The sequence below is a fragment of the Microcoleus sp. B9-D4 genome (assembly GCF_036705105.1).
Classification (GTDB): domain Bacteria; phylum Cyanobacteriota; class Cyanobacteriia; order Cyanobacteriales; family Microcoleaceae; genus Microcoleus.
Genome location: NZ_JAUBTS010000086.1, coordinates 1 through 22984, shown reverse-complemented (window position 1 = coordinate 22984; position 22984 = coordinate 1). Strand labels below are relative to the sequence as shown.

The window sequence follows — 22984 nt, the reverse complement described above, 5'->3', positions numbered from 1 at the left end:
GGATGGCTCCGACAGACCAACCCCACGAAAACTTCATCTTCCCTGAAGAAGTTCTGCCTCGCGGTAACGCACTTTAAAAAAATCAGGATTTGGATTTCAGATTAATTTACTTTTTTTAAATTAATCTGAAATCCAAATCCCAATTCCCCGGCGCAGGCGCGGTACTCCCGTGCCCTACTAGGGAACAAAAAAACCCAAAATCCAAAATCTAAAATCGTTGGAGGTTCTACCGGGTGGTAACGCTCTCTAATTCCTACGCAAGCGGTCGCGACCAAGAATCCTCCGGGTTCGCTTGGTGGTCTGGCAACGCTCGTTTAATCAATCTCTCCGGCAAACTGCTGGGCGCCCACGTCGCTCACGCTGGCTTGATCGTGTTCTGGGCGGGTGCAATGACTTTGTTTGAAGTCGCTCACTTTATCCCAGAAAAGCCCATGTACGAACAGGGCTTAATTTTGATGCCCCACGTCGCTACTTTGGGTTGGGGTGTAGGCCCCGGCGGTGAAGTCACTGATATCTTCCCGTTCTTCGTAGTCGGCGTTCTTCACTTGATTTCATCTGCAGTTCTCGGTTTGGGCGGCATTTATCACGCCGTTCGCGGCCCGGAAGTTCTCGAAGAATACTCTTCGTTCTTCGGCTACGACTGGAAAGATAAGAACCAGATGACCAACATCATCGGCTATCACCTAATTTTGTTGGGTGGCGGTTGCTTGCTGTTGGTAGCTAAGGCCATGTTCTTCGGCGGTGTCTATGACACTTGGGCTCCGGGCGGCGGCGACGTGCGTATTATCACGAACCCCACTCTGAATCCGGCTGTGATTTTTGGCTACTTGGTGCGCTCTCCTTTTGGTGGCGAAGGCTGGATTGTCAGCGTCAACAACATGGAAGACATCATCGGCGGTCACATCTGGCTGGGCCTGATTTGTATCGCTGGCGGTGTTTGGCACATTTTGACCAAGCCTTTCGGCTGGGCTCGCCGCGCCTTAATCTGGTCTGGCGAAGCTTACCTGTCTTACAGCTTGGGCGCTTTGTCCCTGATGGGCTTCATCGCTTGCTGCTTTGTCTGGTTCAACAACACTGCTTACCCCAGCGAATTCTACGGCCCGACGGGCCCGGAAGCTTCTCAAGCGCAAGCTTTGACCTTCCTGATCCGCGACCAACGCTTGGGTGCTAACGTCGGTTCTGCACAAGGCCCCACCGGTCTGGGTAAATACCTGATGCGCTCTCCTACTGGCGAAATCATTTTCGGCGGTGAAACGATGCGTTTCTGGGATTTCCAAGGCCCTTGGTTGGAACCCTTGCGCGGTACTAACGGTTTGGACTTGAACAAAATCAAGAATGACATTCAGCCTTGGCAAGCTCGTCGCGCGGCTGAGTACATGACTCACGCTCCTTTGGGTTCTTTGAACTCTGTGGGCGGTGTGGCGACTGAAGTTAACTCGTTTAACTTCACTTCTCCTCGTTCTTGGCTGTCCTGTTTCCACTTTGTGATGGGTTTCTTCTTCTTGGTCGGCCACTTGTGGCACGCTGGTCGCGCTCGCGCGGCTGTCGCTGGCTTTGAGAAGGGTATCGATCGCGAAAATGAACCAGTGCTGGCTATGCCTGATTTGGACTAATCGATCGAATTTATTTCTGATTTGATTGTCTAGTTGAAAAAGGCTCCTGCTTAACTGCAGGAGCTTTTTTTTGACCTAATAATATCTGAAAAAGCTACGGATTGTCGATCGACTGTTCTCCGAACCCGCTAGCAGCAGATAGAATCCTAGACTTAGAAACCAGGTTTCTGAGTTAACCTGTTGAATTCAATCCTGTTTCTTTCCGTCAGCTCTTTCCTCAGCGAGCTTTTGCATCCAGGACTGAGATATTTCGGTGCGACCTTCCTCGCTGGCGGTGAATGACTCTGCAAGTCTTACAACTTGACAATTTTCATCAGTTAGGGTATGAGACTTGCAAGGCAGGCTCTACAAAGTTTATATTTAAAGTACCAAAGTTTTAATCCCACACAATGGAAAGTTGCACTGAAAAGTTGCAATTTTAAGGCAGATCGCTACAGGTGCAAAACTAATCGACGATCGGCATCAGGATATTTATATTTTATTAAATGGCTGTGCTTGCCGAATTTTTTAACAGGCACAAAACTTTTGGGCCACTTACTATTATTGCTAGGAAAGCAAAAGATTAATAATGGACTCATTAAAGATCGAAAATCTCAAGGTGAGGTTCGATCGAGCAAATTTGCTCGAACGCATCGCCAACCGCATTCGTCGCTCTCTAGAACTACCCGAAATTCTGAGCGCAACAGCAGCAGAAGTTCAATCCTTCTTGGGAACAGACAGAGTAAAAATCTACAAATTTCATAGCGACGGTAGCGGTGAAGTGATTGCCGAATCAATTAACGGCAACCGCTTGCCATCCCTATTGGGTCTGCATTTTCCAGCAGACGATATTCCCCCTCACGCCCGCGAACTGTTCGCGCAAGTACAGGTGCGATCAATCGTCGATATAGATTCCGGGCAGCTAGGCCAAAGTCCGCGCCGCGAGGCGGTTTCCGGCCAACTGCTGCCCGACGAAATGCGCTTTCGTGCGGTTGACCCCTGCCACGCTGAATACTTGACTGCACTGGGCGTCAAGGCTTGCTTAGTAGTACCAATTTTTCACGGCGAAGAATTCTGGGGGTTGTTGGTATCTCACCACTCCGAGTCCCGGAGTGTGGCAGAAAACGAACTCCAAGGCGTTCAGATGGTGGCAGATCAGCTCGGCGTCGCCATAGCCCAATCAACCCTCCTCGCCCAAGCGAGGGCGAAAGCTCAACGGGAAGCAGCCGTCAACCGCGTCGCCGCAGCCCTTAACTCCCCGCCGGCGATTGAACTCCAAACAGCTTTGGCAGAATCGGTAGCAGCACTAGACGCCGCCGGCGGCAGGCTGTGCATTTTCGCCACACCATTCATTTCCGACAGCAGCAAAGTTCCGAATCTAGTTCCCTATTCGGATAACTCCACTGGCGAACTCACAGTCTACACTTGCGGCTCAGGGCCGAAGATGCCAATTTCGGCAAAATACCCGCAGGTTGAGCAATACAGCGTCTGGCACGAATATTTTAAATCCGGCGAGCAACAGGTTTGGGCAATTCCCGACTTGTACCAACTTAGCAGTTTGAGAAGCCTGCAACCTGCATTTCGATCGACCAAAATTCGCAGCATTTTAGTCGTACCGCTCAGAACCCGCCAGCAAATATTCGGTTACTTGACCATTTTTCGAGAAGAATTTGACACCGAAACTCTCTGGGCTAGACAGTTTGATAGCGACGAGCGACTCGCCCAATCTCGGATATCTTTTGAAGCGTGGAAAGAGTCAAAAACAGCTCAAATTCGCGAATGGAATGCTGAAGAAATTGAATTGCTCCACATTTTTGGCACGCACTTTTCTAATGCTATTAACCACTACCAACTCGATCGACAAATAGAGGAACTTAACACCAATTTAGAAAATCAAGTTCAAAAGCGCACTGCTCAACTACAGCAGTTGACCCAACAGCAGCGAGTGCTGTTTGAAGTGGTGGCAAAAATGCGGCAATCCCTCGACTTAAACAAGATTTTTAGCACGATGTCCCAGGAAGTGCGGCGGGCTTTAAATGCCGATAGAGTGGCGGTTTACCGCTTTGATTCCGCATCAGAATTTAACGACGGCGAATTCGTTGCCGAAGATGTTTTGCCAGATTTTCGGTCAGCAATGGCAGTCAAAGTGAACGATCGCTGCTTTGGAGAAAACTACGCCAATCTTTACTCTCAGGGGCGAGTTCACGCCATGTCCGACATCAGACAAGCCGGACTGCAAGATTGCTTTCAGAAAGTCTTGGAGCAATTTCAGGTCAAAGCTACTTTAGTTGCACCGATTATGAAAGGCAACGACCTTTGGGGGTTGCTTTGCGTACACCAATGTTCGGCTCCCCGCAACTGGGAATCTTCCGAAATTAAGTTTGCTACCCAAATTTCCGCTCAGCTAAGCATCGCTTTAGAACAAGCCGATTTGCTAGCTCAAACTCAGCAGCAAGCAGTTGAGTTGCACCGGGCAGCAGAGCAGGAGCGAATACTGTTTGAGGTAGTTGCTAAGATTCGACAATCTCTCGATTTAGATACAATTTTTCGTACTACAACTACAGAATTGCGGCGGATATTAAAAGCCGATAGAGTTGGCATTTATCGCTTCTATCCGAGTTTAAACTTTAATGAAGGCGAATTTATTACCGAAGATGTTTTGCCTGGTTTTTCTTCGGCAATGGATGTAAAAGTTCGCGATCATTTCTTTAGCGAAAAGTATGCCAAAAAATATAGTCAGGGACAGATTCAAGTGCTACAAGATGTCGAAAATGCAGGACTTTCAGACTGCCATGTTGCTCTTTTAGCTCAATTTCAAATTAGAGCTCAGGTGATTATGCCGCTGATGAATGGCAGTGAACTTTGGGGTTTGCTGTGCGTGCACCAGTGCAGCGGTTCGCGCCATTGGAACACTTCGGAAATTCAGTTTGCTACGCAAGTGGGAATTCAGTTGAGTGTAGGATTAGAACAAGCAGATTTGTTGGCTAAAACGCGGCAGCAATCAGTTGATTTGCAGTGGGTAGCCGAGCAACAGCGGATACTGTTTGAAGTGGTGGTCAAGATTCGGGAATCTCTCGATATCGACGCAATTTTTAAGACGGCTACTCAAGAAGTTTGTCAGTTTATGCAAGTCGATAGAATAGCCGTTTATCGCTTCAATCCTGATTTTAGCGGTCAATATATTGCCGAATTTGTAAAAAATGGCTGGAGGAAATTGGTAGGGGAAGGTATCAATACGGCTTGGCAAGATACTTATTTGCAGTCAAACCAAGGCGGCAAGTATCTGAATAATGAAACTATAGCCGTTGACGATATCTATCAAGCTTGTCACTCCGAGTGTCACGTCGGTATTTTAGAGCAATTTCAGGTGAAGGCTTATGCGATCGCGCCGATTTTTGTAGGACAAGAACTTTGGGGTTTGCTGACAGCGTATCAACATTCTGGATGCCGCTGTTGGGAAAGTTCAGAAGTTAACTTTTTAGCTCAGATTGCCAATCAGTTAGGCGTAGCTATCCAACAAGCCGATTTGCTGGCTCAAACCAGACGCCAAGCAGAACAAATCGCTCAAAGTTTAAAGGATTTGCAGCAGACTCAAGCTCAATTGATTCAAACTGAAAAAATGTCGGGTTTGGGGCAACTGGTAGCCGGGATTGCTCACGAAATTAACAATCCGGTTAATTTTATTTACGGCAATCTCAATCACGCTAGTGAATATACTGCTAGCTTACTGAGTTTGCTAGAACTTTACCAGCAGCAATATCCCGATTATAGTCCTGAAATAGACAAATTGAGTGAAGATATTGACTTGGAATTTCTGCTAGAAGATTTGCCAAAATTGCTATCGTCAATGAAGGTGGGAGCAGATCGCATCCGTCAAATAGTTCTGTCTTTAAGGAATTTCTCTCGTCTTGACGAAAGTCAAATGAAGGCGGTTGATATTCACGAGGGCATTGACAGCACGCTGTTAATTTTACAGCACAGGCTGAAATCTAATGCGGACGGTGCAAACATTGTGCTAGTGAAAGAATACGGCATTTTGCCTCGAGTTGAGTGTTATGCTGGACAGTTGAATCAGGTGTTTATGAATGTAATCGGGAATGCGATCGATGCTTTGGAATCGCACAAGTTGCTCGCTGGTCAATCTGTAGCTCCTCAAATTAAAATCTCTACTGCTGTTGGTCAACTTAATGGTACTATTCCTAGCGCATTGATTCGGATTTATGATAACGGTACGGGAATTTCGGAATCTATGAGACAACGCATATTTGACCCTTTTTTCACGACTAAGCCAGTGGGGAAAGGTACTGGATTAGGACTGTCAATTAGTTACCAAATTGTGGTAGAGAAACACGGCGGTGTTTTAAAATGCAATTCGGAATTGGGGAAAGGTACTGAGTTTGTGATCGAGATTCCGCTGCGACAGCAGTCATTAGTCATTAGTCATTAGTCATTATGGTAAAATCCAGCCAACAATCAACAGTCAACAATCACGCAGCGTACAGCAGAAATTGATATAATTCATCGGCGTTAATCTGTGTTGATCTGCCCTCATCTGCGGTAAAAAAAAGATAATTTATGAACCGCCCCGGACAAGGGATTGACGCTGATTCACGCAGATGCAGATGCGATCGCATAGCCATTTTGCGGCATGGCGGGTGACAGTTGCCTAAGTCCTGATGCAAAAAGATGCCTATTTAATTGACTTTCATAGATTAGTTTCGCTATGCTTGTAGTTCTTGTTGGAGAGTATTCTTGACACGATCGTACTCACCCTCGATTTGAGCAAATAGGGATGAGGCTCGATCTAGTTCACCAGAGGTACTGATGACTTCTAACGTGGCACAAAGGTGGGCTAGAGGAGCCGCGCTGAGATTCGCACTACTGCCTTTGAGGGTATGGGCCGCTCGGTTTAGGGTTTGAGTATCCGCTTGGGCGATCGCTAATTTCATAGCTTCTAGCAACTTTACGGCTTCCTCCAAGTAGCAATTAGCTAGCAAGCTCAAAATCTCGGTTGAATCTTGATCGATGCTGCTACAGAAGGCTTGCAGTTCAGTGAGGTTAACCGCTGGCACATCAATTTCTGGCTTCTTGCTATCGGATTCCTCCTTTTGGGCCTGCTGCGGTTCCGGGTTGGGTGGACACTGACTCAGCGCTTGGTTGAGAGCCTCTAGTCGAATTGGTTTACTGATATAGTCATTCATGCCAGCATCAAGACAAACCTGGCGATCGCCCTGCATGGCATTTGCCGTCATTGCAATAATCCAGGGACGAGTATGAGCCGGCCACTGCTCACAAATACGACGGCTGGCTTCTAGTCCATCCATCTCTGGCATTTGTACATCCATCAGCACTACATCATAAGGCTGGCGATTCAGGGCTTCCAAAACTTCTAATCCATTGGCAGCAATATCCGCCCGGTATCCCAAACGCTCTAACAGCAGCAGTGCCACCTTCTGATTCACCAGATGATCCTCTGCTAAAAGAATTCGCAGTGGGAGTCTCTCGGCCAGCTTCATATCATCAATAACAGATCTAGGGAGCTGTTGTTGAACTTTTTTCGGTTGACCTTGTAGCACATGGATCAGTATTTGATAGAGCTGGGATTGTTTGATGGGTTTGCTTAAACAAGCGGCAAAGTGAGTGGAGAGCGCTGAAGAACTCGCTTCTGGGTAGCCCATTGAAGTCAGCAACACGAGGGGTAAACGGTGGCACTTAGGATGCTGGTGGATGACTGAGGCGAGTGTGAGACCGTCCATTTGTGGCATTTGCATATCTAAAATAGCGATATCAAAGCTTTCTCCAGTCTCAAGCCAGTTGAGCGCTTCCACAGCCGATTGGGCAGCCAGACTCTGCATCCCCCAACTCTCTGCTTGCAATGTCAGAATTTGTCGGTTAGTGGGCTGGTCATCCACGATTAATAAACGCTTGCCAGATAGTTCTGGTATCATTTCCATCGGTTCCGCTAACTCAGTAGCAACAGAGGATGCCACAATCGTGAAGTAGAAGGTAGAACCCATTGTGACTCGATTAAGCTTAGTGGCTTGCCATTTTGGTGAAGGGGTTCCTCCGACGTGACCTCGGGTTTCAACCCACATCATGCCGTTCATCATTTCACTAAGTCGCTTACTAATCGCCAGACCTAAACCAGTCCCTCCATACTGCCGAGTCGTCGAAGCATCTACTTGACTAAAAGACTTGAACAGTCGATCGAGCCGGTTGGCTGGAATACCAATGCCTGTGTCTTGAATGGCAAACTGGATTTCATACAAGCTTTCTGACAAGTTCCCTGGCTCAGAAATTGTTTTGTCAGAATCAACTAGAGAGGCTTCTACGGAAATGGTAACTTCCCCAGTTTCAGTAAACTTAATCGCATTGTTGAGCAAGTTAACTAGAATCTGACGGAGACGGGTGACATCACCCAAAATGAAGTTAGGAGTCTGAGGCTGGATGAGGTAGCCCAACTCAATATCCTTCTCATCTGCTTTAACTGCAAGTTGGTCGATCGCATTTTCTATGCAATCTCTCAAGCTCAAGGGATACATTTCTAGCTCCAGCTTGCCCGACTCAATTTTGGAGAAGTCAAGGATGTCGTTGATGATACTCAGGAGGGTATCCCCACTATTGCGAATCGTCTCGATAAAGTCTCGCTGTTGAGCCTTGAGTTCTGTATCCAGCAGTAGTCCCGTCATACCAATAACCGCATTCATGGGAGTGCGAATTTCATGGCTCATCATCGCCAGAAACTCACTTTTGGCTCGGCTCGCTGCTTCTGCTTCCCGTCTAGTTTGCTCCAGGGCAAAGTTTTTCAGAGTTAATTCTTCTCGTTGTCGAGTTTCTTGCTCTAGTAATTGGGCTTGAGCTAGGGCAATTCCTACTTGAGCAGCCACTGATTCTAGCAACTCCACTTGATCCGTAGTCCAATGACGGTAACGATCGCACTGGTGCAAACAAATGGCACCATTCGGTTCTCCTTGGTAAGAGGTTCGCACTGCTAATGTCGATCTCAATTTGAGACTGGTACAAATTGAATGAGCACAGGTGAGCAATGATTCGCAATAGACATCCGAGGAGGCGATGGCTTCATCTTGAGCCATCAACCGTTTTGTATAAGCAGGACTGGCCGACAAAATATCATGCTCCCGGCTGGGCCCTGACCCCACTGCTAGATACTCTGCAACGATAGGAAACTGAGGCAGTGGATTGTCCTGGTATGTGCTAATTAAGCAGCGACTGACCCCAAAAGTTTGCCCAATCTGAATAGCAGCCGTTGCAAATATCTGCTGAGCATTAAGGCTTTGCCGAATTTCTTGGGTAATTTGCTTCAGCAGTAGGGCTTTTTGCAACTGTCGTTGTAGTGCTTCTTCTGCCTGCTTGCGATCGGTAATATCCTTCATGAAGCAGTGATGCCCGACAAACACATTTTGCTCGTCATAAGTAGAGACCATCACCACTTGTTTATAGAAGCTAGAGCCATTTTTTCGCCTTCCCCTAGCTTCCGCTTCTACTCTGCCATCTCTCAACATTTGCTCATAAGCAGCCGCCATCTTCTCCACATCTTCAGGATGAACGGTTGTTTGCCAGTCCATCCCTAGCAGTTCCTCCTGCTGATATCCGCAGATGGCAGCATAAGTCACATTGACAGAGATATAGCGTCCTTGAGGGTCCAGCCGAGAAATGCCTGCCACGGCATTTTCTAGCGCAGCACTCATTTGTTGCAGTTCGGCTTCGGCTCGTTTGCGATCGCTAATTTCAATTAGAATGCAGCCCACTGCTATCGGATGCTCTGCATCCTTGAAAATGGGAAAGTGAGAAACGAGCCAGTAGCGCTCGGCACCAGTTTGACTGGATACTTCTGTGCTAATTTCCAAGTTGATGGAAGGTTTTCCTGTCGTTAAAACCTGTTGTAATAGTGGATTCACACCAGCAGCAAATTCTCCCAAAACATTATCGGTTGTCTTACCTAAGTGAGCCTCCACAGAGTGGCCATTAACTTCAGCTAGTGCCTCATTGATTTGTAAAAATCGAAACTGCCGATCGTGGATACACAGCCCCACCCCTGCTAGGGAAGCTCCTTTAAAGAAAGCATTCAATAATTGCTCTCTGGCTTGAATTTCCTGCTCTAACTTTTTGCGCTCGGTAATATCGCTGTGAGAACCAGTCATACGGACAACTCTGCCCGCTTCATCCGAAAGCGCCTGCCCCCGAGCCAGAATCCACTTGTAGCTCCCATCCTTACAAAGAACTTGATATTCTGTATTATAAAAGGGAGTTTTGCCCTCCAAGTGATCTTGAATTACTTGCATCACCCAACCGAGATCATCGGGATGCACTCGCTTGCTCCATTCATCCAGGTGATTAGGGATTTCATGGTCTTCGTAGCCCAACATTTCTTTCCAGCGAGCCGAAAAGAATACTTCATTGGTGTTGACGTTCCAATCCCATACCCCATCATTACTACCACGTAGGGCGAGTTCCCACCGCTCTTCACTCTCTTGCAGAGCGACTTCTGCCTGATGCCTTTCAATTTCACTACCAATCCATTGAGCCATCAGCTTCAGTAATTCCACATGGGCAGATTTAAACCTCTCTGCACGGGGAGATTTACTAGAAAAGCTGAGGGTAGTGTAGACTTTGCCTGCAACTAAAATTCGTGTTCCAATATAAGCTTCCATGCCAAAGGCAGGGTAGGCCGGATGGTGACGCCATTTTGAGGCGCCTGTATGTTGGATGGTTAGTGGTTCATCGGTGTCTAAAACTTCGCAGCACAAAGTTTGCTTAATATCAAGGGCATCACCTGGTTTCAGGACTCGATCGGGCGATCGCACAGCCATCACCTCATAAAGATTATCTTGGACGCGACCCAAGATGCCACATTCAAGCCCAAAATTCTGACATCCCATCTCAATCAACGCTTGGATGCGCTGCTCAAAATTGAGATTTTGGGTAGCAGTGACTTCATATAAAGCTCGTATCGTCGCCTCTCTTGTTCTTAGTTCAGCTTCGGCTTGTTTACGTCTCTTAATTTCAGCTTTCAGAGATCGATTGATTATGGATAATTTTTGCGTTCGTTCTTGAACCCGCTGTTCTAATGTAGCGTTGGCGTGTTTAATCTCCCTAAATTTTTGATTAAGCGCGATCGCCATCAATTTAAAATTGCCAGCAAGCTCATTGATTTCCCTAACAGAGCTATGTTGCCATTCAAATGTTTCTTCTGAAAGCTTGTTGGGTAAGTCAGCAGTCGCACCAGCTAAATAGGATAATGGCTTGACCAGTCGTTCGCTAACCAGCGTTGCAAACAAAAATGCCAACATGGTGATGACGAGTAGAATAATCAAGTCAGCCTTGTAGCGATTTTGTAAATTTTCTACATAGGGAGAGGCTGGAATTTCTAAGCGTAATCTCCAGTCCAGATCGGAGCTAATTGTAAATTCCTGTATATACAGAGAGTTTTTCCAACGGATCATCGGATTCTTGCCCTTGCTAGGGACCCACTGCTGCAAGGTTCCCTCTAAGGTGCGAGTGCTGCCGTCCTTTGACTCCTCAACACTGGTCAAAAGCTTTTGGTCGGATTGATTACTAGCAATGACTCGGTTGTTTTCATCGAACAATGTAATGCGTATTTGCTGATTGTTTCTCTGGAAAATGTAGAGAGCTTTGATCTTGCTTAATGCTAATGAACCGTGGATCAGCCCAAGAAAATTCCCTTGAAGTTGCAGGGGTACATTCAATCCTACATGAGGTTCGTCCACTAATATATCTTTGTGGATAGGAGTCATCCAAGGTCTCAACCGCTCTTGAGCCAGGGGAATTAGAGATTGATGTTCCGTGCTTTGTTCCATCAACCGCCGACGGGTTTGATTTAAAGGAGAAGAAGTAGCTAAAATTGTTCCCGATGAATCGGCAACATAAATTTTGTCGAAATCTGGCAACATCTGCTCGATCATGCTAATGTTTTGTTGTAGCTGCTCGGCTGATTTAATCGCTGTATTAGCAGCAGTGGCGGCTTCAGGTATGAGCGATTTTTCAGCTAATGTATTCAAAGCTAAGAGATGTCGCTGATGCCATCTAGATATGGCGCTAGTGAGACTTTTTGCGTTTGTTTGTAACTCCGTTTGCACCGTCGTTTGGATTTGACCAAGAAAGTATCTACCATCAAAAACTAATAGGAGCAGTCCTGGAATAAAGACAAAAGCAACCAACAGATGAAAAATAGTTTGTTGTAAAGAGAGAGCGAGATTTTTTGAATGAGTAACCCACCGATAAATCGGCGCATACGAAATGATTAAGCTGGCAACTAAGGCATTAAAAATGCCGTTGGCTGCTTGTTTGCACATAACGAGTATAGCCTGATTCACGTCCATGTGCATCATTTGAGCGTAGAAAACCCAAACGAGGGGCATTCCAATTAAGAACCAGTAAATCCCATCGAATAAAAGGAGGTTCGGATGTTTGCACTTCTTGCAAAGAAACCCTACAAACAGAGCCTCAATTACCAAAATAATCGTGGCGTATGGATGATGCCAAAGGATATAAGTATAGCTGCCTGCTATTATACCAGCCAAGCCTCCCCAGCCCCAGCCGAAATAGTAAGTAATAATTAGTATGGGAATACTGCCAAAGAGGAAATCAACCCCAAATAAAAGAGACACACTGAAATAGTTGCCCAGAACACCCGCACCAGTGAGAAGGGCGATCGCACCTAACCATCTTTTATTACGCATTGAGCTAGCCCCTCCCATAAACTTTTATAATCGCTAGTTGCTGAATATGACCTGATTCCGATAAAAAAAACGCCATAGAGCCGATCTGTTATTTACCTGAAAATTTCCCTGAAGATCGCACCACCGATTATTTAAGCTTTAATACTACAACCAATGCTTACTCATGCAGGACTTGATATTTCGCTCAACTTTTAAGAAAAAATTATTCCAAATTACGAGAGGTAGAGTTTTTGATCTTATGATTTAATGAGTGAACTCCTTAACTGTATGAGTCTTGGTACAAAAAGTATTACGACCTTGGTCTTTGGCTTGATAAAGTGCTGCATCGGCAGCAGTAATTAAAGTTTCTGGCAGGCACTCTTGGGTGGGAATCACAGTGGTAATACCGAAGCTGAGCGTAATGCAATGATTCGGAGAACTCTTATGGACTATTGCTAAAGCTTGGACGCAAGCCTGAATTTTTTTAACGATTTGGACGGCTCCCTCAAGCTCTGTTTCGGGCAAAATCACTACAAATTCTTCACCTCCATAACGTGCGACTAAATCTCCAGCTCGATTAATACTGCGATTGAGAGCAGTGGCCACTTGCTGTAAACATAGATCCCCTGCTTGGTGTCCATAAGTATCGTTGTAAGGCTTGAAGAAATCGATATCACACAAAATTAGTGACAAAGGAGTTTGCTGCCTCGTCATGCGTCGCCACTCCTGCTCTAGCTGTTCGTCAAACTGACGGCGATTGGCAATCTGAGTCAAACCATCCATTGACGCTAGGTATTTTAATTGTCGATTGGCGGCCTCTAGCTGCTTGTAAAGTAGAGTTTGTTGCTGTTGCAAGTGGAATTGCTGAATCAACCGCCGCACTCTTTGTCGCAGAACAGCCCAGTGAATCGGCTTAGTGATATAGTCAGCCGCTCCTGCTGCAAACGCTCGATCGACAGATTCTTTATCTTCTAAGCTAGTAATCATCAAAATAGGTGGGCGATCGCTCTGAGGCACTTCAGATAATTTTTGACAACAAGCAAAACCATCCATAGTAGGCATCACTGCATCTAGCAGGATCAGGTCTGGATGTACTTCCTCATAAGCTGCTAGCCCTGTCAACCCATCACTAGCTTCGGCCACTCGGTATTTTTCCTTCTGTAAATACAGTCGAAGTTGCAAACGAATCAAGGCATCGTCATCCACGATAAGAATTAGAGAGGACGGTTCCGTAGATGGATTAGTCGAAATGGCTGACTCTTCTAATGATTGATACATACGTCAGGGTGTATCTTAAACTTTGGAAACATTCTAGCCTAGCATATTTTGAGCTTGGGATGGAAAGTGAAAAATTGGCAAATATGTCATAAATTATACACCAGCTAAGCTGCCGCAACAACATCCTAGGCAGCGTCCGGTTTGTTAAATCAACAGCCACAGTCTACTTAAAATTTTTCGCTTTTTTTCGGAGATATAAAGTCTGGTCACTTGCGCTAATTTTTGTAAATATGTAATTATTTTGGGGGGCATTAAACAGTTTTTACAACGTCGAGCGAGCTTTGACGAACGATCGCCTGTTATCTGGCGATCGCTCGTGGGACAATATGCTATATTTCTCAACTTAATTCAGCCTTTTTCGGGTGCATCAAATTCCTGCCTCATTTTTAAGCGATCGTCCGATCTATTTTTGGGGAATACATCTGATGGTCACACTATCACGTATAGCTTCGCCCTTGGTTGAGCGTTGGTTCGCACCAGGAAGCACAGAGTGCAAAAAGGCGTAAGCTTTGTTAACAAACATTTACAGCGTTCTGCGCGATCTGGGATAGGTGTTTTCTCTCCTTTCTCCCAATAATCCCCCCAGATATTGTCTAAACTCCTGTCTTTGGGTTTGAGTCGGGAACACATCGTCAAAGCGTTGGAATCATCTTTCAAAGCATGGGCGGATGGAAGCTATACTATAGGAATTCTCGCATCATTTGTGAATTTCTTACGGACTCCCCGCGAGTTCGGGGAGGGTTGGGGTGGGGTAAAAAATTTATGACTCCTGCAAGCATTGCTATATATACTATAATCACTGGGAAACAGTAAATTAACTTGATGGATCTCACTTACTATGGAAGTAGCACTGCCTGATTTTTCTCAAAGCTTTCAAAAAACGAAAGAAGTTTGGACAGAACAAGTCGGAAAAGCAATGAATTCTGTTTCCGAAGCAACAGCCGAAGCTAAATCTTCTCTCTCTGAAACTGCGTATCAGGCAAAAGAAGCTCTGACTCAAACTACGAATTCTGCCGTTAATACTGTTAATCAAACTACGAAGAATGCTTTAGGTACTGTAGCGGAGAAAACCGAAAAAGCGAGGATTTCTATATCTGAAGTCACGAATCAAGCCGTTAGTGCAGTCAGTGAAAGTACCAACAAAGCTGTTGATGCTGTTTCTCACTCTGCGGCAACGGCCAAAGAAACTATTAATCAAACTACTAACTCTGCGGTTAATACTCTGAATCAAAGCACTAGCCAAGCTGTAGAGAGTGTAAATATAGCTACAGAAAAGGCTAAGGCTTCATTAGAAGATAGCATTAACAAGGCGGCAAATATGAGCGGTGCCGCTTCAGATGCCATTCAAAACGCTATCAATGGTACTGTCAAAGATTGGATTGATTCTCACCCTGTAGTCTTCTGGTTGGTGAGTCATCCGCTGATATCTTTAGCAATGTTGCTACTATTTATATTCATGATCTTGGGTTTATTGCAGGCTTTAGGTAGCTTTTTTGCAGAAGGATGGTTATTTATTCTGCAAAGCCCTGGAAAAATTATGCAAGGGGTTTGGAGTGTCGGCTCTAAATCTGTAAGTAATTTTGGTGGAGTGGCCGTAAACTCATTGGTTTCAAAGAATCCCGAAGATAAAAATAATTCAGCTTTACAATTGAGGGGAGTTGAATCAAACAGTTTGGAGTCTCAGGAACGACTTGCTAATATTTTGACAAGGTTGGAGGCAATTCGAGAAGAGCAGAATCAGCTTTTACAAGAAGCGTCGGCTATTTTAGGCAACAAATTTAAGGCAGAGTGAGAAGGTGTGGGGCGATCGCAACTCGTGGTAAATTTAATACATCCAGGCTTTCCATCAAAGCCAGATCCATGAAGGCTTGTAGTCGATCGCTCAAAACGCCATGCCCGATTCCGAATTTTCCGATGATTTAAAATGGACGCCAGAAGCCAAGGCGAAGCTGAAAAATATTCCCTACTTTGTCCGGGGACAAGCTCGCGTCCGCATCGAGCAGTTGGCCCGCGAAGCCGAAACCGAAGTCGTCACCGTTGACTTAGTTGAGCAAGCTCGCATCGAGTTTGGGCAATAAGGGCTCGAAATGTACCCTAAAGCTTTAAACTATAAGTTGCCTGATTTTGATGTTCACAGAGCTACTGAGTCACCCGTGCGGAAAATAGTTATTGCTGGCAACTGGAAAATGTACAAAACTAGGACTGAATCCCTAGAGTTTCTTCAAGGATTCATGTCCTGCCTGACGGAAACCCCAGAGGAACGGGAAGTCGTGCTTTGCGTTCCCTTCACTTCCTTGGCTGTCCTCTCGAAAAATTTGCACGGCAGCCGGATCAGACTCGGTGCTCAGAACGTCCACTGGCAAGAGTCTGGAGCTTTTACTGGGGAAATTTCCGGGCCAATGCTGAGTGAACTTGGTGTCCGTTATGTCATCATCGGCCACAGCGAGCGCCGCCAATATTTTGGGGAAACTGACGAAACGGTGAATTTGCGGCTAAAAGCGGCTCAGAAATACGATTTAATTCCGATTCTGTGCGTTGGGGAAACCAAGCAGCAGCGAGATGCAGGCGAAACTGAAGCTCACATTTTTTCTCAATTGGAAAAAGATTTGGTTGGTGTTGACCAAAATAAGTTAGTCATTGCTTACGAGCCGATTTGGGCGATTGGCACTGGCGATACTTGCGAAGCTAAGGAAGCTAACCGAGTTATTGGTTTGATTCGCAGTAAATTGACTAATCCGGGCGTGCCAATTCAGTACGGCGGCTCTGTTAAACCGGAGAATATTGATGAAGTTATGGCGATGCCTGAGATTGACGGGGTTTTGGTAGGCGGTGCTAGTTTGGAAGCTGCGAGTTTTGCTCGAATTGTCAATTATCAGTAATAGGTAATTGCTAAGTGGTAAGTGAACAAGGGCAGCGGGAATTAAACAGCGATCGCCTACAATTGTGATGTGCCGTTGAGTGTTTCTCCGATCGGGAGAATTAACCTATGACTGCGAGCGTTAAACCAAAACCCGCCTTAGAAGAGTTCCTCAAACTTCCTGAAAGTGAACCGGCCTCAGAGTTTCTTGACGTAGAAATCATTCAGAAGCCCCTGCCACAAGGTGAACACAGCGTCCTTCAAGGTGAACTCTGCAAGACGATCGATCAAGTAACAAAAACTCAGAAAATTGCCCGTGCTTTTCCAGAGTTATACTGCACATTTGGTAGCGCATCAATCGTGCCAGATGTAGCAGTATTCCGATGGGAAAGAATTCCTTTTTTGCCCTCTGGTAGAATTGCTAACCGCTTTGAAATTAATCCAGACTGGTCGATTGAAATTCTCTCCCCAAGTCAAAGTCAAACAAAAGTGCTGAGTAAATTACTTCACTGTTCCCGACACGGAACTGAGTTGGGGTGGTTATTAGACCCAGAAGAAGAGAGTATTTTGGCAGTATTTCCAGGACAAAAAGTAGAACTGTACAAAGGTGCAGCTCTGTTGCCAATCATTGATAAAATTGAATTAGAATTGACAGTTGATACTGTTTTTAGCTGGTTAAGTTTTGGTTGAACAGTGTTGGACGCATTAAGACTCAAAGAAACCGGGTTTTTTACAGAATCTGTGGGTTGCAACCAAATATTGTCGTGAAAAAACCCGGTTTCTGGCTACCCGTGCGTCCAGTCCGATATCAAATCCCACGATCGCCATGACCAATAACCCAGAAAAAATTACAATTAGAAATAAAGCTTTCGAGTGGGGAAAACGCACTTATTTAATGGGCGTTTTGAACGTAACCCCTGACAGTTTTAGCGACGGCGGAGATTTCTTTACCATAGAATCTGCTTTAGTGCAAGCGGAAAATATGGTAAAATCAGGAGTAGATATTATTGATATTGGCGGTCAATCTACTCGGCCTGGTGCAGCGGAAATATCATTAGAAGAAGAGATCGATCGCGTTATACCTGTAGTACAAATACTGCGACAAAAAGCAGATATTTTTGGCTCAGTTCCTATTTCGGTAGATACTACCAGAGCGCAGGTTGCGAAAGCTGCGGTAGAGGCGGGAGCTGATATAATTAACGATATTTCGGGAGCTACTTTTGACTCGGAAATGCTGTCAACGGTTGCTCAGTTAAAAGTGCCAATAATTTTGATGCACATTCGGGGAACTCCCCAGACGATGCAACAACTCACAGATTATCGCGATTTAATGGGGGAAATTGGGGAATTTTTCGAGAGTCGAATTGCGGCAGCAGTTGCGGCGGGGATTGACAAATCTCAAATAATTCTCGACCCTGGTATTGGCTTTGCCAAGACTTACAGTCAAAACTTAGAAATTCTGCGAGAGTTGCGAAAATTCCGTGTTTTAAACTGTCCGATTTTAGTCGGAGTATCGCGAAAAAGCTTCATCGGTCACATTTTGAATCAGCCAGAAGCGAAACAAAGAGTTTGGGGGACAGCGGCGGCTTGTACAGGTGCGATCGCAAATTTGGCAGATATCTTACGAGTTCACGATGTCAGAGAAATGCACGATGTTTGTCTGGTTGCCGACGCTATCTTCAGAAATCAGTCTTGAGAAGTGGGAGTATCAATAACTTTCATTTCCCCGCCCTCAGAATGAACCACATCGGGCATAGAACCCATCAGCTCGCCCAAAGCTTCGCTCATGCTCCGGGGGTCCATAAACAGAATTTTGGCATTGTCGCTTTCGCCCAATTTTTGTTGAGCGTCTAAGTATTTTTCCGTTACTAAGTAATTCAAAACTTGCTTGCTATTCGGATGTGAGTCTAAAGCTTCAACTAAGAGCCTCATATACTCCTTAGTGCCGATCGCCTTATTGACCATTGCTTGCCACTCGCTCTTGGTAGCGCGCTCCAATTCCATAGCTTCTTGCACCCTTTTCGGAGGTGTAATGCTTTGAATTTCCACCCGAATTACTTTGACACCCCAAGTTTCGGTAGCTTCGTCCAACTTCTTGAGTAACTTTTTATTCATGTCATCTCGGGAACCCAAGATGTCTTGCATGGGCAATCGACCAATTTCAGCGCGAAACGTCGTTAAAACTAAGTTGGCGATCGCATTTTCAATTTGATCTATTCCATAATAAGCTTTCTGTAAATTTACAACCCGCCAATACACAACGGCATCGACTTCGAGAGCCACATTATCTCCCGTGATTGCTGACTGAGGTTTAATGTCTAAAACTCTTTCACGGCTTGTGTCCACGCAGACTACTTTTTCGACCAGGGGACTGATAAAGTGGAATCCTGGTTTGAGGGTGCGCTTGTATTGACCCAAACGTTCCACTAAAGCTTCGTCGCCACCGCTGACTATTTTGACGCTTGAGTTAACAGCGTAGCCGAGGATGAGCGCAAAGAGCATGGTAAGAATAGACTGCCCCATTTCTATTTTCCTGCTAAGGTTGACTGAGAATCGATCGGAATTCTACTCTAATTTAACTCAAACTCGGCCCCGCAGTGCTAAAATATCTCGACTGTTAATAACTAACTATTTCATCGGGTGGGCCCCATCGGCTCCGACTCTTACGGCCCTAGTGAAACCCAGGATATCAACAACACGTTTCCACAAAAGACATGAAAAACGATCGAGAGTTTCCCTGGTTCAAACCTTTGAGGTGGATTGCCCCAAGCATTTTGGTGGGTGCAGGAATCTGCAGTGTCGCAGTGGCCCAACCGGCCGGGGCTGAGACAATCGCCCTGCAACTCTCGCAAAACTTGCAGTCGCAGAACTTGCAACCACCGCGCCGAGGCCCTGCTGTTCGGGAAGTTATGTCCTACGAGATGAAGGGAGACGAACTCAGGATTTGCAAGCAGGAAGGCAACTCCGAGAAAAAGTGCCAAGTTGTAGGTAAAGGCTACACGATGGGTTTGAGAACTGCCAACGACCTTTACGGTCAAGGAAATGCTGTCAATGCCGAAGCTTTGTACCGGCAACTAATCGCTCGCTATCCCAAAGAAGCGGATGCTTATTACAAGTTGGGAACTATGCTGTCGGGGCAAGGTAAAATGAGCGATGCGATCGTTCTATTCCAAAAAGCAATTGAAGTCAACCCGCAGCACGCCAAAGCTCACAACGATTTAGGCGTGGCGATGGCAAGTCAGGGGCAGTTGCCCGAGGCAATTGTTCAGTGGAGACAAGCCGTTAAAATTAACGATCGATATCCCGATGCTTTAAACAATTTAGGAGTTGGTTTGTACCAACAAGGAGACAAGGAAAACCAAGCGGAGGCAGTAGCCAGCCTCAAAAAAGCTAAGGAGTTATTTATCAAGCAAGGCAGAACTCAAGCGGCTAACAGAGTAGATAAAATTTTGGAGGAAATTAATTCGCAGTCGAGCGGTTCCTAAACTCAACCGCCGATCGGACATTGAAAGAAAAAACATCTTTGGCGATCGGCGTTAATGGGCGTTCAGCGGCGGTTAAACAGCCCCAAAAACGAGAATCTAAAGCATTTCCTTCAAAACTTGTATAATCAAATCCCCATCCACCCGATCGCTCACAGCAGCCTCACCCAAGCGCACCGGCAGCACAAACCGCACCTTGCCATCCTGCACCTTCTTGTCCAGTTGCAAAGTATGCAAAATTTCCTCAACATCCACACCAGCCGGCAATTTGGCAGGTAAACCCGCTTTTTCAATTAAAGCAGATTGACGGCGATCGCACTCAGCATCCCACATTCCCAACTCCACAGCCAATCGGCTTGACGCAGCCATACCGATAGCCACTCCTTCCCCGTGATTGATCACCTTGTAATTGGTCAAACTTTCCACAGCATGACCAATGGTGTGTCCGTAATTCAAAATCGCCCGCAAACCCGATTCCTTCTCGTCTTTGCTTACCACCTCAGCCTTAGCTTGGCAAGACCTGCTCAAAATTTCGGCCAACAAATCCGCCTTCACATAGCGCATTTGATCTAAGCGCTTGCAATTCTCCAACTTCCCAAAAAGTTCAGCATCCCAAATCACCCCGTACTTGATGACTTCCGCCATCGCCGACCGAAACTCCCTCGCCGGCAGAGTTTTGAGCACATCTGGGTCAATTAGCACCAAGCGCGGCTGGTGAAAAGCCCCGATTAAATTCTTCCCTAAAGGATGATTTACTCCCGTTTTGCCACCAATAGAAGCATCAACCATCGCCAGCAGCGAAGTCGGAATCTGCACAACATTAATTCCCCGCAGCCAAGTCGCTGCAGCAAAACCCGTCATATCGCCAACCACCCCGCCGCCCAAAGCCACCATTGTCGAGGAACGTTCTAAACGGTTTTCCAAAGCCGCACCGTAAATTTTCTGTACCGAATTTAAAGTTTTGTACTGTTCTCCCGGTGGTAAAATGCAGCTACTGACTTCCAGACCTGCTGATTCGAGGGCTGCTGTTGCTCTTTCGCCGTACTGCCGAAAAATCGACTGATTCGACACCAGCAGCACTTTTTTGCCCAAGCTGAGATCGCCCATCAGACTGCCGAGTTCGTCTAAACCGCCCGATCGCACGCAAACATTGTAAGATTGTGGCCCCAAGTCAACTTTAATTATGGATTGCATATTTATCTAATTTAGATATTAGATTTTAGATTATCAGAAAATTGGGTTGAAAACCCCGTCACTTCGACGGATTAATGTCGATATAGTGTCGCTCTAGTATGGCATACTAGAGATAGCACAGGCTGAAAAACCGCTATCACAAGACAATATAAATCTGGGGTGTCCCCACTTGACAGGATAGGAAGTAGTAATGCGTAGTGGATGGCGATAACCACGATAAACAGAGCTAGGGTAGCCAATGAGCACCCGTTAAAGGGCAAAATCAAATACTTGATATTCAAGTTGTACCGTAGGGCATACGGAAACAAGGGGAGCAATCCTCTAAAGCTTGCGGAGATAAGCCCGCTGGGACTCCTCTAAATTAGACTCGAAACTTAGTTCTATTGACCGGGTTTTTGGTTTAAGTAGTGCCGAAAGGATAGAGAGTTTTAAGGTGTATCAGTGAACCAAGAATCCCCAGCCTTAATAGGTGGGGAGTGTCAAATGTCTTTTTATTGATTGTTTTGGAGAAATGGCAATGACTCTTAGCGGAGCAATAACTTTTTTCGGGCTTTTCGGCGGAATGGTCGGCTTGGCGACAGTGCTGATGTTTGGTCTGCGGGCTGTCAAACTCATCTAATTTGCTAATTTAGATACTGTTACCAGAGGTTTAAAACCTCTGGTAACAGTATCGTTTGGGCGAAGTATTTGCGCGAAAAATCTCTAGTTTTATCTGTAGATCGATCGGGCAAGTGCTTGATTTCATAAAACTTTTGGGTTGAACGATCGTGCTTATTCTAATTGACGAGCATCTTCAGCAGGTGGATGCCAACCACCTTCTACCCAAAACCTGCGCGATCGCCGAATCGAATCCTCTTCATCATAACGTTCATCATTAAGGTCAAGCCGATTGCAAGTTGCTCGACCTATGGGAGTTTTAGGGACAATATTTAGACCATCTGCTGTCCAGATAAAATGTTCTGACCACTGCTGCTGACGAGGATTAAATAATAAACATTCTTGCTGAGTTTCCTGGTCAATTCCGTTGGTAAAATTGTAGTGGCGTTCGTTGCAGCGACGGCAAGCTAATGCTAAATTTTCACTGTCACCAGCTCCGCCGAGAGAGTTGGGCATGAGATGATCCAGGGTAAAGCGATCTGGGCTTAGATATTCGGGAGAGTGGCAGTATTCGCAGAGATATTTAGCTCGTTGTCGTATAAATTGTCTAGTGCGATCGGACACCAGTTAGCTTGGGTGGAAAGTTGGGCGTTAATCAAGGTAAAAATTCGGGATAGTTCGATGATGCCAGCTAATTCTGGAATTTCATCGACAGCTAACAAATCTAGTCTTTTTCTCTCTAGCAGTTCTTCCATTCGAGATTGGAGATCGTCGGTAAATCTGAATAAGTAAATATTCCCAAATTCTACCATTTTGATGCCTTGGGGCATCAAAGAAGAAGGTTTTACCATTAATTGAGTATTCATAGGGATCGAAGCTCTCAGATACTCCTGAAATATTGTAGCTTATCCGTTGTTAAGTAATTTAAGGAAAGAGCGATCGCACTTGTTGTAAAATTCGATCGCTCCTGATTAATTACAAGATTCGTTCTAATTGAGTCGATCGCACTTGTGGCAATTTCTCAGCCCCTGTGGTATCAAAAACGATCGCGTGTTTAGCCTGCGGCAACAACCCCCGTAAAATCTCTATGTATCCCTCCGCATCGCCCCGACTGTGGAACCGAGCAACCACCAATCGCTGCATATTTGGCAATTGTCGCACGATACACCAGGGATGAGTGTTTAATTTGGGCTTGGATGTTGGTATCTTGACACTCCCTGTGCTGAAGCAACAGGGATTCTAAAGAAACTACCAAAAGGTAATTCTTGAAGGCGCTGTCAATGC

16 protein-coding genes are annotated in these 22984 nt (G+C 45.7%); 9 read left to right on the top strand and 7 right to left on the bottom strand.

Annotated elements, in window-relative coordinates; all coding sequences use genetic code 11:
- The first annotated feature begins 233 nt into the window (after positions 1–233).
- On the top strand, positions 234–1613 hold the full coding sequence (gene psbC, locus QUB24_RS30385; RefSeq protein ID WP_333102538.1) for a photosystem II reaction center protein CP43: 1380 nt from the start codon (positions 234–236) through the stop codon (positions 1611–1613).
- Positions 1614–2181: 568 nt separating this feature from the next.
- The gene (locus tag QUB24_RS30380; protein ID WP_333157291.1) at positions 2182–6039 is read left to right on the top strand and encodes a GAF domain-containing protein; all 3858 of its coding nucleotides are present in this window, start codon (positions 2182–2184) and stop codon (positions 6037–6039) included.
- Positions 6040–6313: 274 nt separating this feature from the next.
- On the opposite strand, the gene QUB24_RS30375 is transcribed toward QUB24_RS30380, so the two are convergent.
- Together QUB24_RS30375 and QUB24_RS30370 are read right to left on the bottom strand one after the other, a co-directional pair.
- On the bottom strand, positions 6314–12313 hold the full coding sequence (locus tag QUB24_RS30375) for a PAS domain S-box protein (protein ID WP_333157290.1): 6000 nt from the start codon (positions 12311–12313) through the stop codon (positions 6314–6316).
- A gap of 243 nt (positions 12314–12556) precedes the next feature.
- Positions 12557–13570 carry a PleD family two-component system response regulator gene (locus QUB24_RS30370; protein WP_333157289.1) on the bottom strand — a complete coding sequence of 338 codons (1014 nt, stop codon included), beginning with the start codon at positions 13568–13570 and terminating at the stop codon, positions 12557–12559.
- Between the two features lie 838 nt (positions 13571–14408).
- Here QUB24_RS30370 and QUB24_RS30360 point away from each other — a divergent pair.
- The 5 genes from QUB24_RS30360 to folP all read left to right on the top strand — a co-directional run bounded on the left by QUB24_RS30360 (position 14409) and on the right by folP (position 18123).
- Complete coding sequence (locus QUB24_RS30360; protein WP_333157288.1) at positions 14409–15362, top strand: hypothetical protein; 954 nt, start codon at positions 14409–14411, stop codon at positions 15360–15362.
- 100 nt (positions 15363–15462) lie between these two features.
- Positions 15463–15648, top strand: coding sequence for a PCP reductase family protein (locus QUB24_RS30355; RefSeq protein WP_006633749.1), 186 nt, complete (start codon positions 15463–15465; stop codon positions 15646–15648).
- A gap of 75 nt (positions 15649–15723) precedes the next feature.
- Positions 15724–16449, top strand: coding sequence for a triose-phosphate isomerase (gene tpiA, locus QUB24_RS30350; protein WP_333157292.1), 726 nt, complete (start codon positions 15724–15726; stop codon positions 16447–16449).
- Positions 16450–16556: 107 nt separating this feature from the next.
- Positions 16557–17117, top strand: coding sequence for a Uma2 family endonuclease (locus tag QUB24_RS30345; RefSeq protein ID WP_333157287.1), 561 nt, complete (start codon positions 16557–16559; stop codon positions 17115–17117).
- A 136-nt stretch (positions 17118–17253) separates the two neighbouring features.
- The gene (folP, locus tag QUB24_RS30340) at positions 17254–18123 is read left to right on the top strand and encodes a dihydropteroate synthase (protein ID WP_333157286.1); all 870 of its coding nucleotides are present in this window, start codon (positions 17254–17256) and stop codon (positions 18121–18123) included.
- Here the strand turns inward: folP and QUB24_RS30335 are convergent.
- Positions 18114–18950 (bottom strand): stomatin-like protein, encoded by an 837-nt coding sequence (locus tag QUB24_RS30335; RefSeq protein WP_333139210.1) that lies wholly within the window; start codon positions 18948–18950, stop codon positions 18114–18116. The two genes, folP and QUB24_RS30335, sit on opposite strands and share 10 nt — an antisense overlap.
- A gap of 191 nt (positions 18951–19141) precedes the next feature.
- On the opposite strand from QUB24_RS30335, the gene QUB24_RS30330 reads away from it, so the two are divergent.
- Positions 19142–19912: a tetratricopeptide repeat protein gene (locus QUB24_RS30330; RefSeq protein WP_333157285.1), complete on the top strand. Its 771-nt coding sequence runs from the start codon at positions 19142–19144 to the stop codon at positions 19910–19912.
- Positions 19913–20008: 96 nt separating this feature from the next.
- Here QUB24_RS30330 and aroB read toward each other — a convergent pair whose 3' ends face one another.
- Positions 20009–21103 carry a 3-dehydroquinate synthase gene (aroB, locus tag QUB24_RS30325; RefSeq protein ID WP_333157284.1) on the bottom strand — a complete coding sequence of 365 codons (1095 nt, stop codon included), beginning with the start codon at positions 21101–21103 and terminating at the stop codon, positions 20009–20011.
- 517 nt (positions 21104–21620) lie between these two features.
- On the opposite strand from aroB, the gene petL reads away from it, so the two are divergent.
- Positions 21621–21722: a cytochrome b6-f complex subunit PetL gene (gene petL / locus QUB24_RS30320; protein WP_333157283.1), complete on the top strand. Its 102-nt coding sequence runs from the start codon at positions 21621–21623 to the stop codon at positions 21720–21722.
- Positions 21723–21874: 152 nt separating this feature from the next.
- Here the strand turns inward: petL and QUB24_RS30315 are convergent, their stop codons facing one another.
- The 3 genes from QUB24_RS30315 to QUB24_RS30305 form a co-directional block, all read right to left on the bottom strand.
- Positions 21875–22216 (bottom strand): HNH endonuclease, encoded by a 342-nt coding sequence (locus QUB24_RS30315; protein WP_333157282.1) that lies wholly within the window; start codon positions 22214–22216, stop codon positions 21875–21877.
- Positions 22217–22245: 29 nt separating this feature from the next.
- The gene (locus QUB24_RS30310; RefSeq protein ID WP_333157281.1) at positions 22246–22566 is read right to left on the bottom strand and encodes a hypothetical protein; all 321 of its coding nucleotides are present in this window, start codon (positions 22564–22566) and stop codon (positions 22246–22248) included.
- 109 nt (positions 22567–22675) lie between these two features.
- On the bottom strand, positions 22676–22861 hold the full coding sequence (locus QUB24_RS30305; protein ID WP_333157280.1) for a hypothetical protein: 186 nt from the start codon (positions 22859–22861) through the stop codon (positions 22676–22678).
- Between the last annotated feature and the right edge of the window lie 123 nt (positions 22862–22984).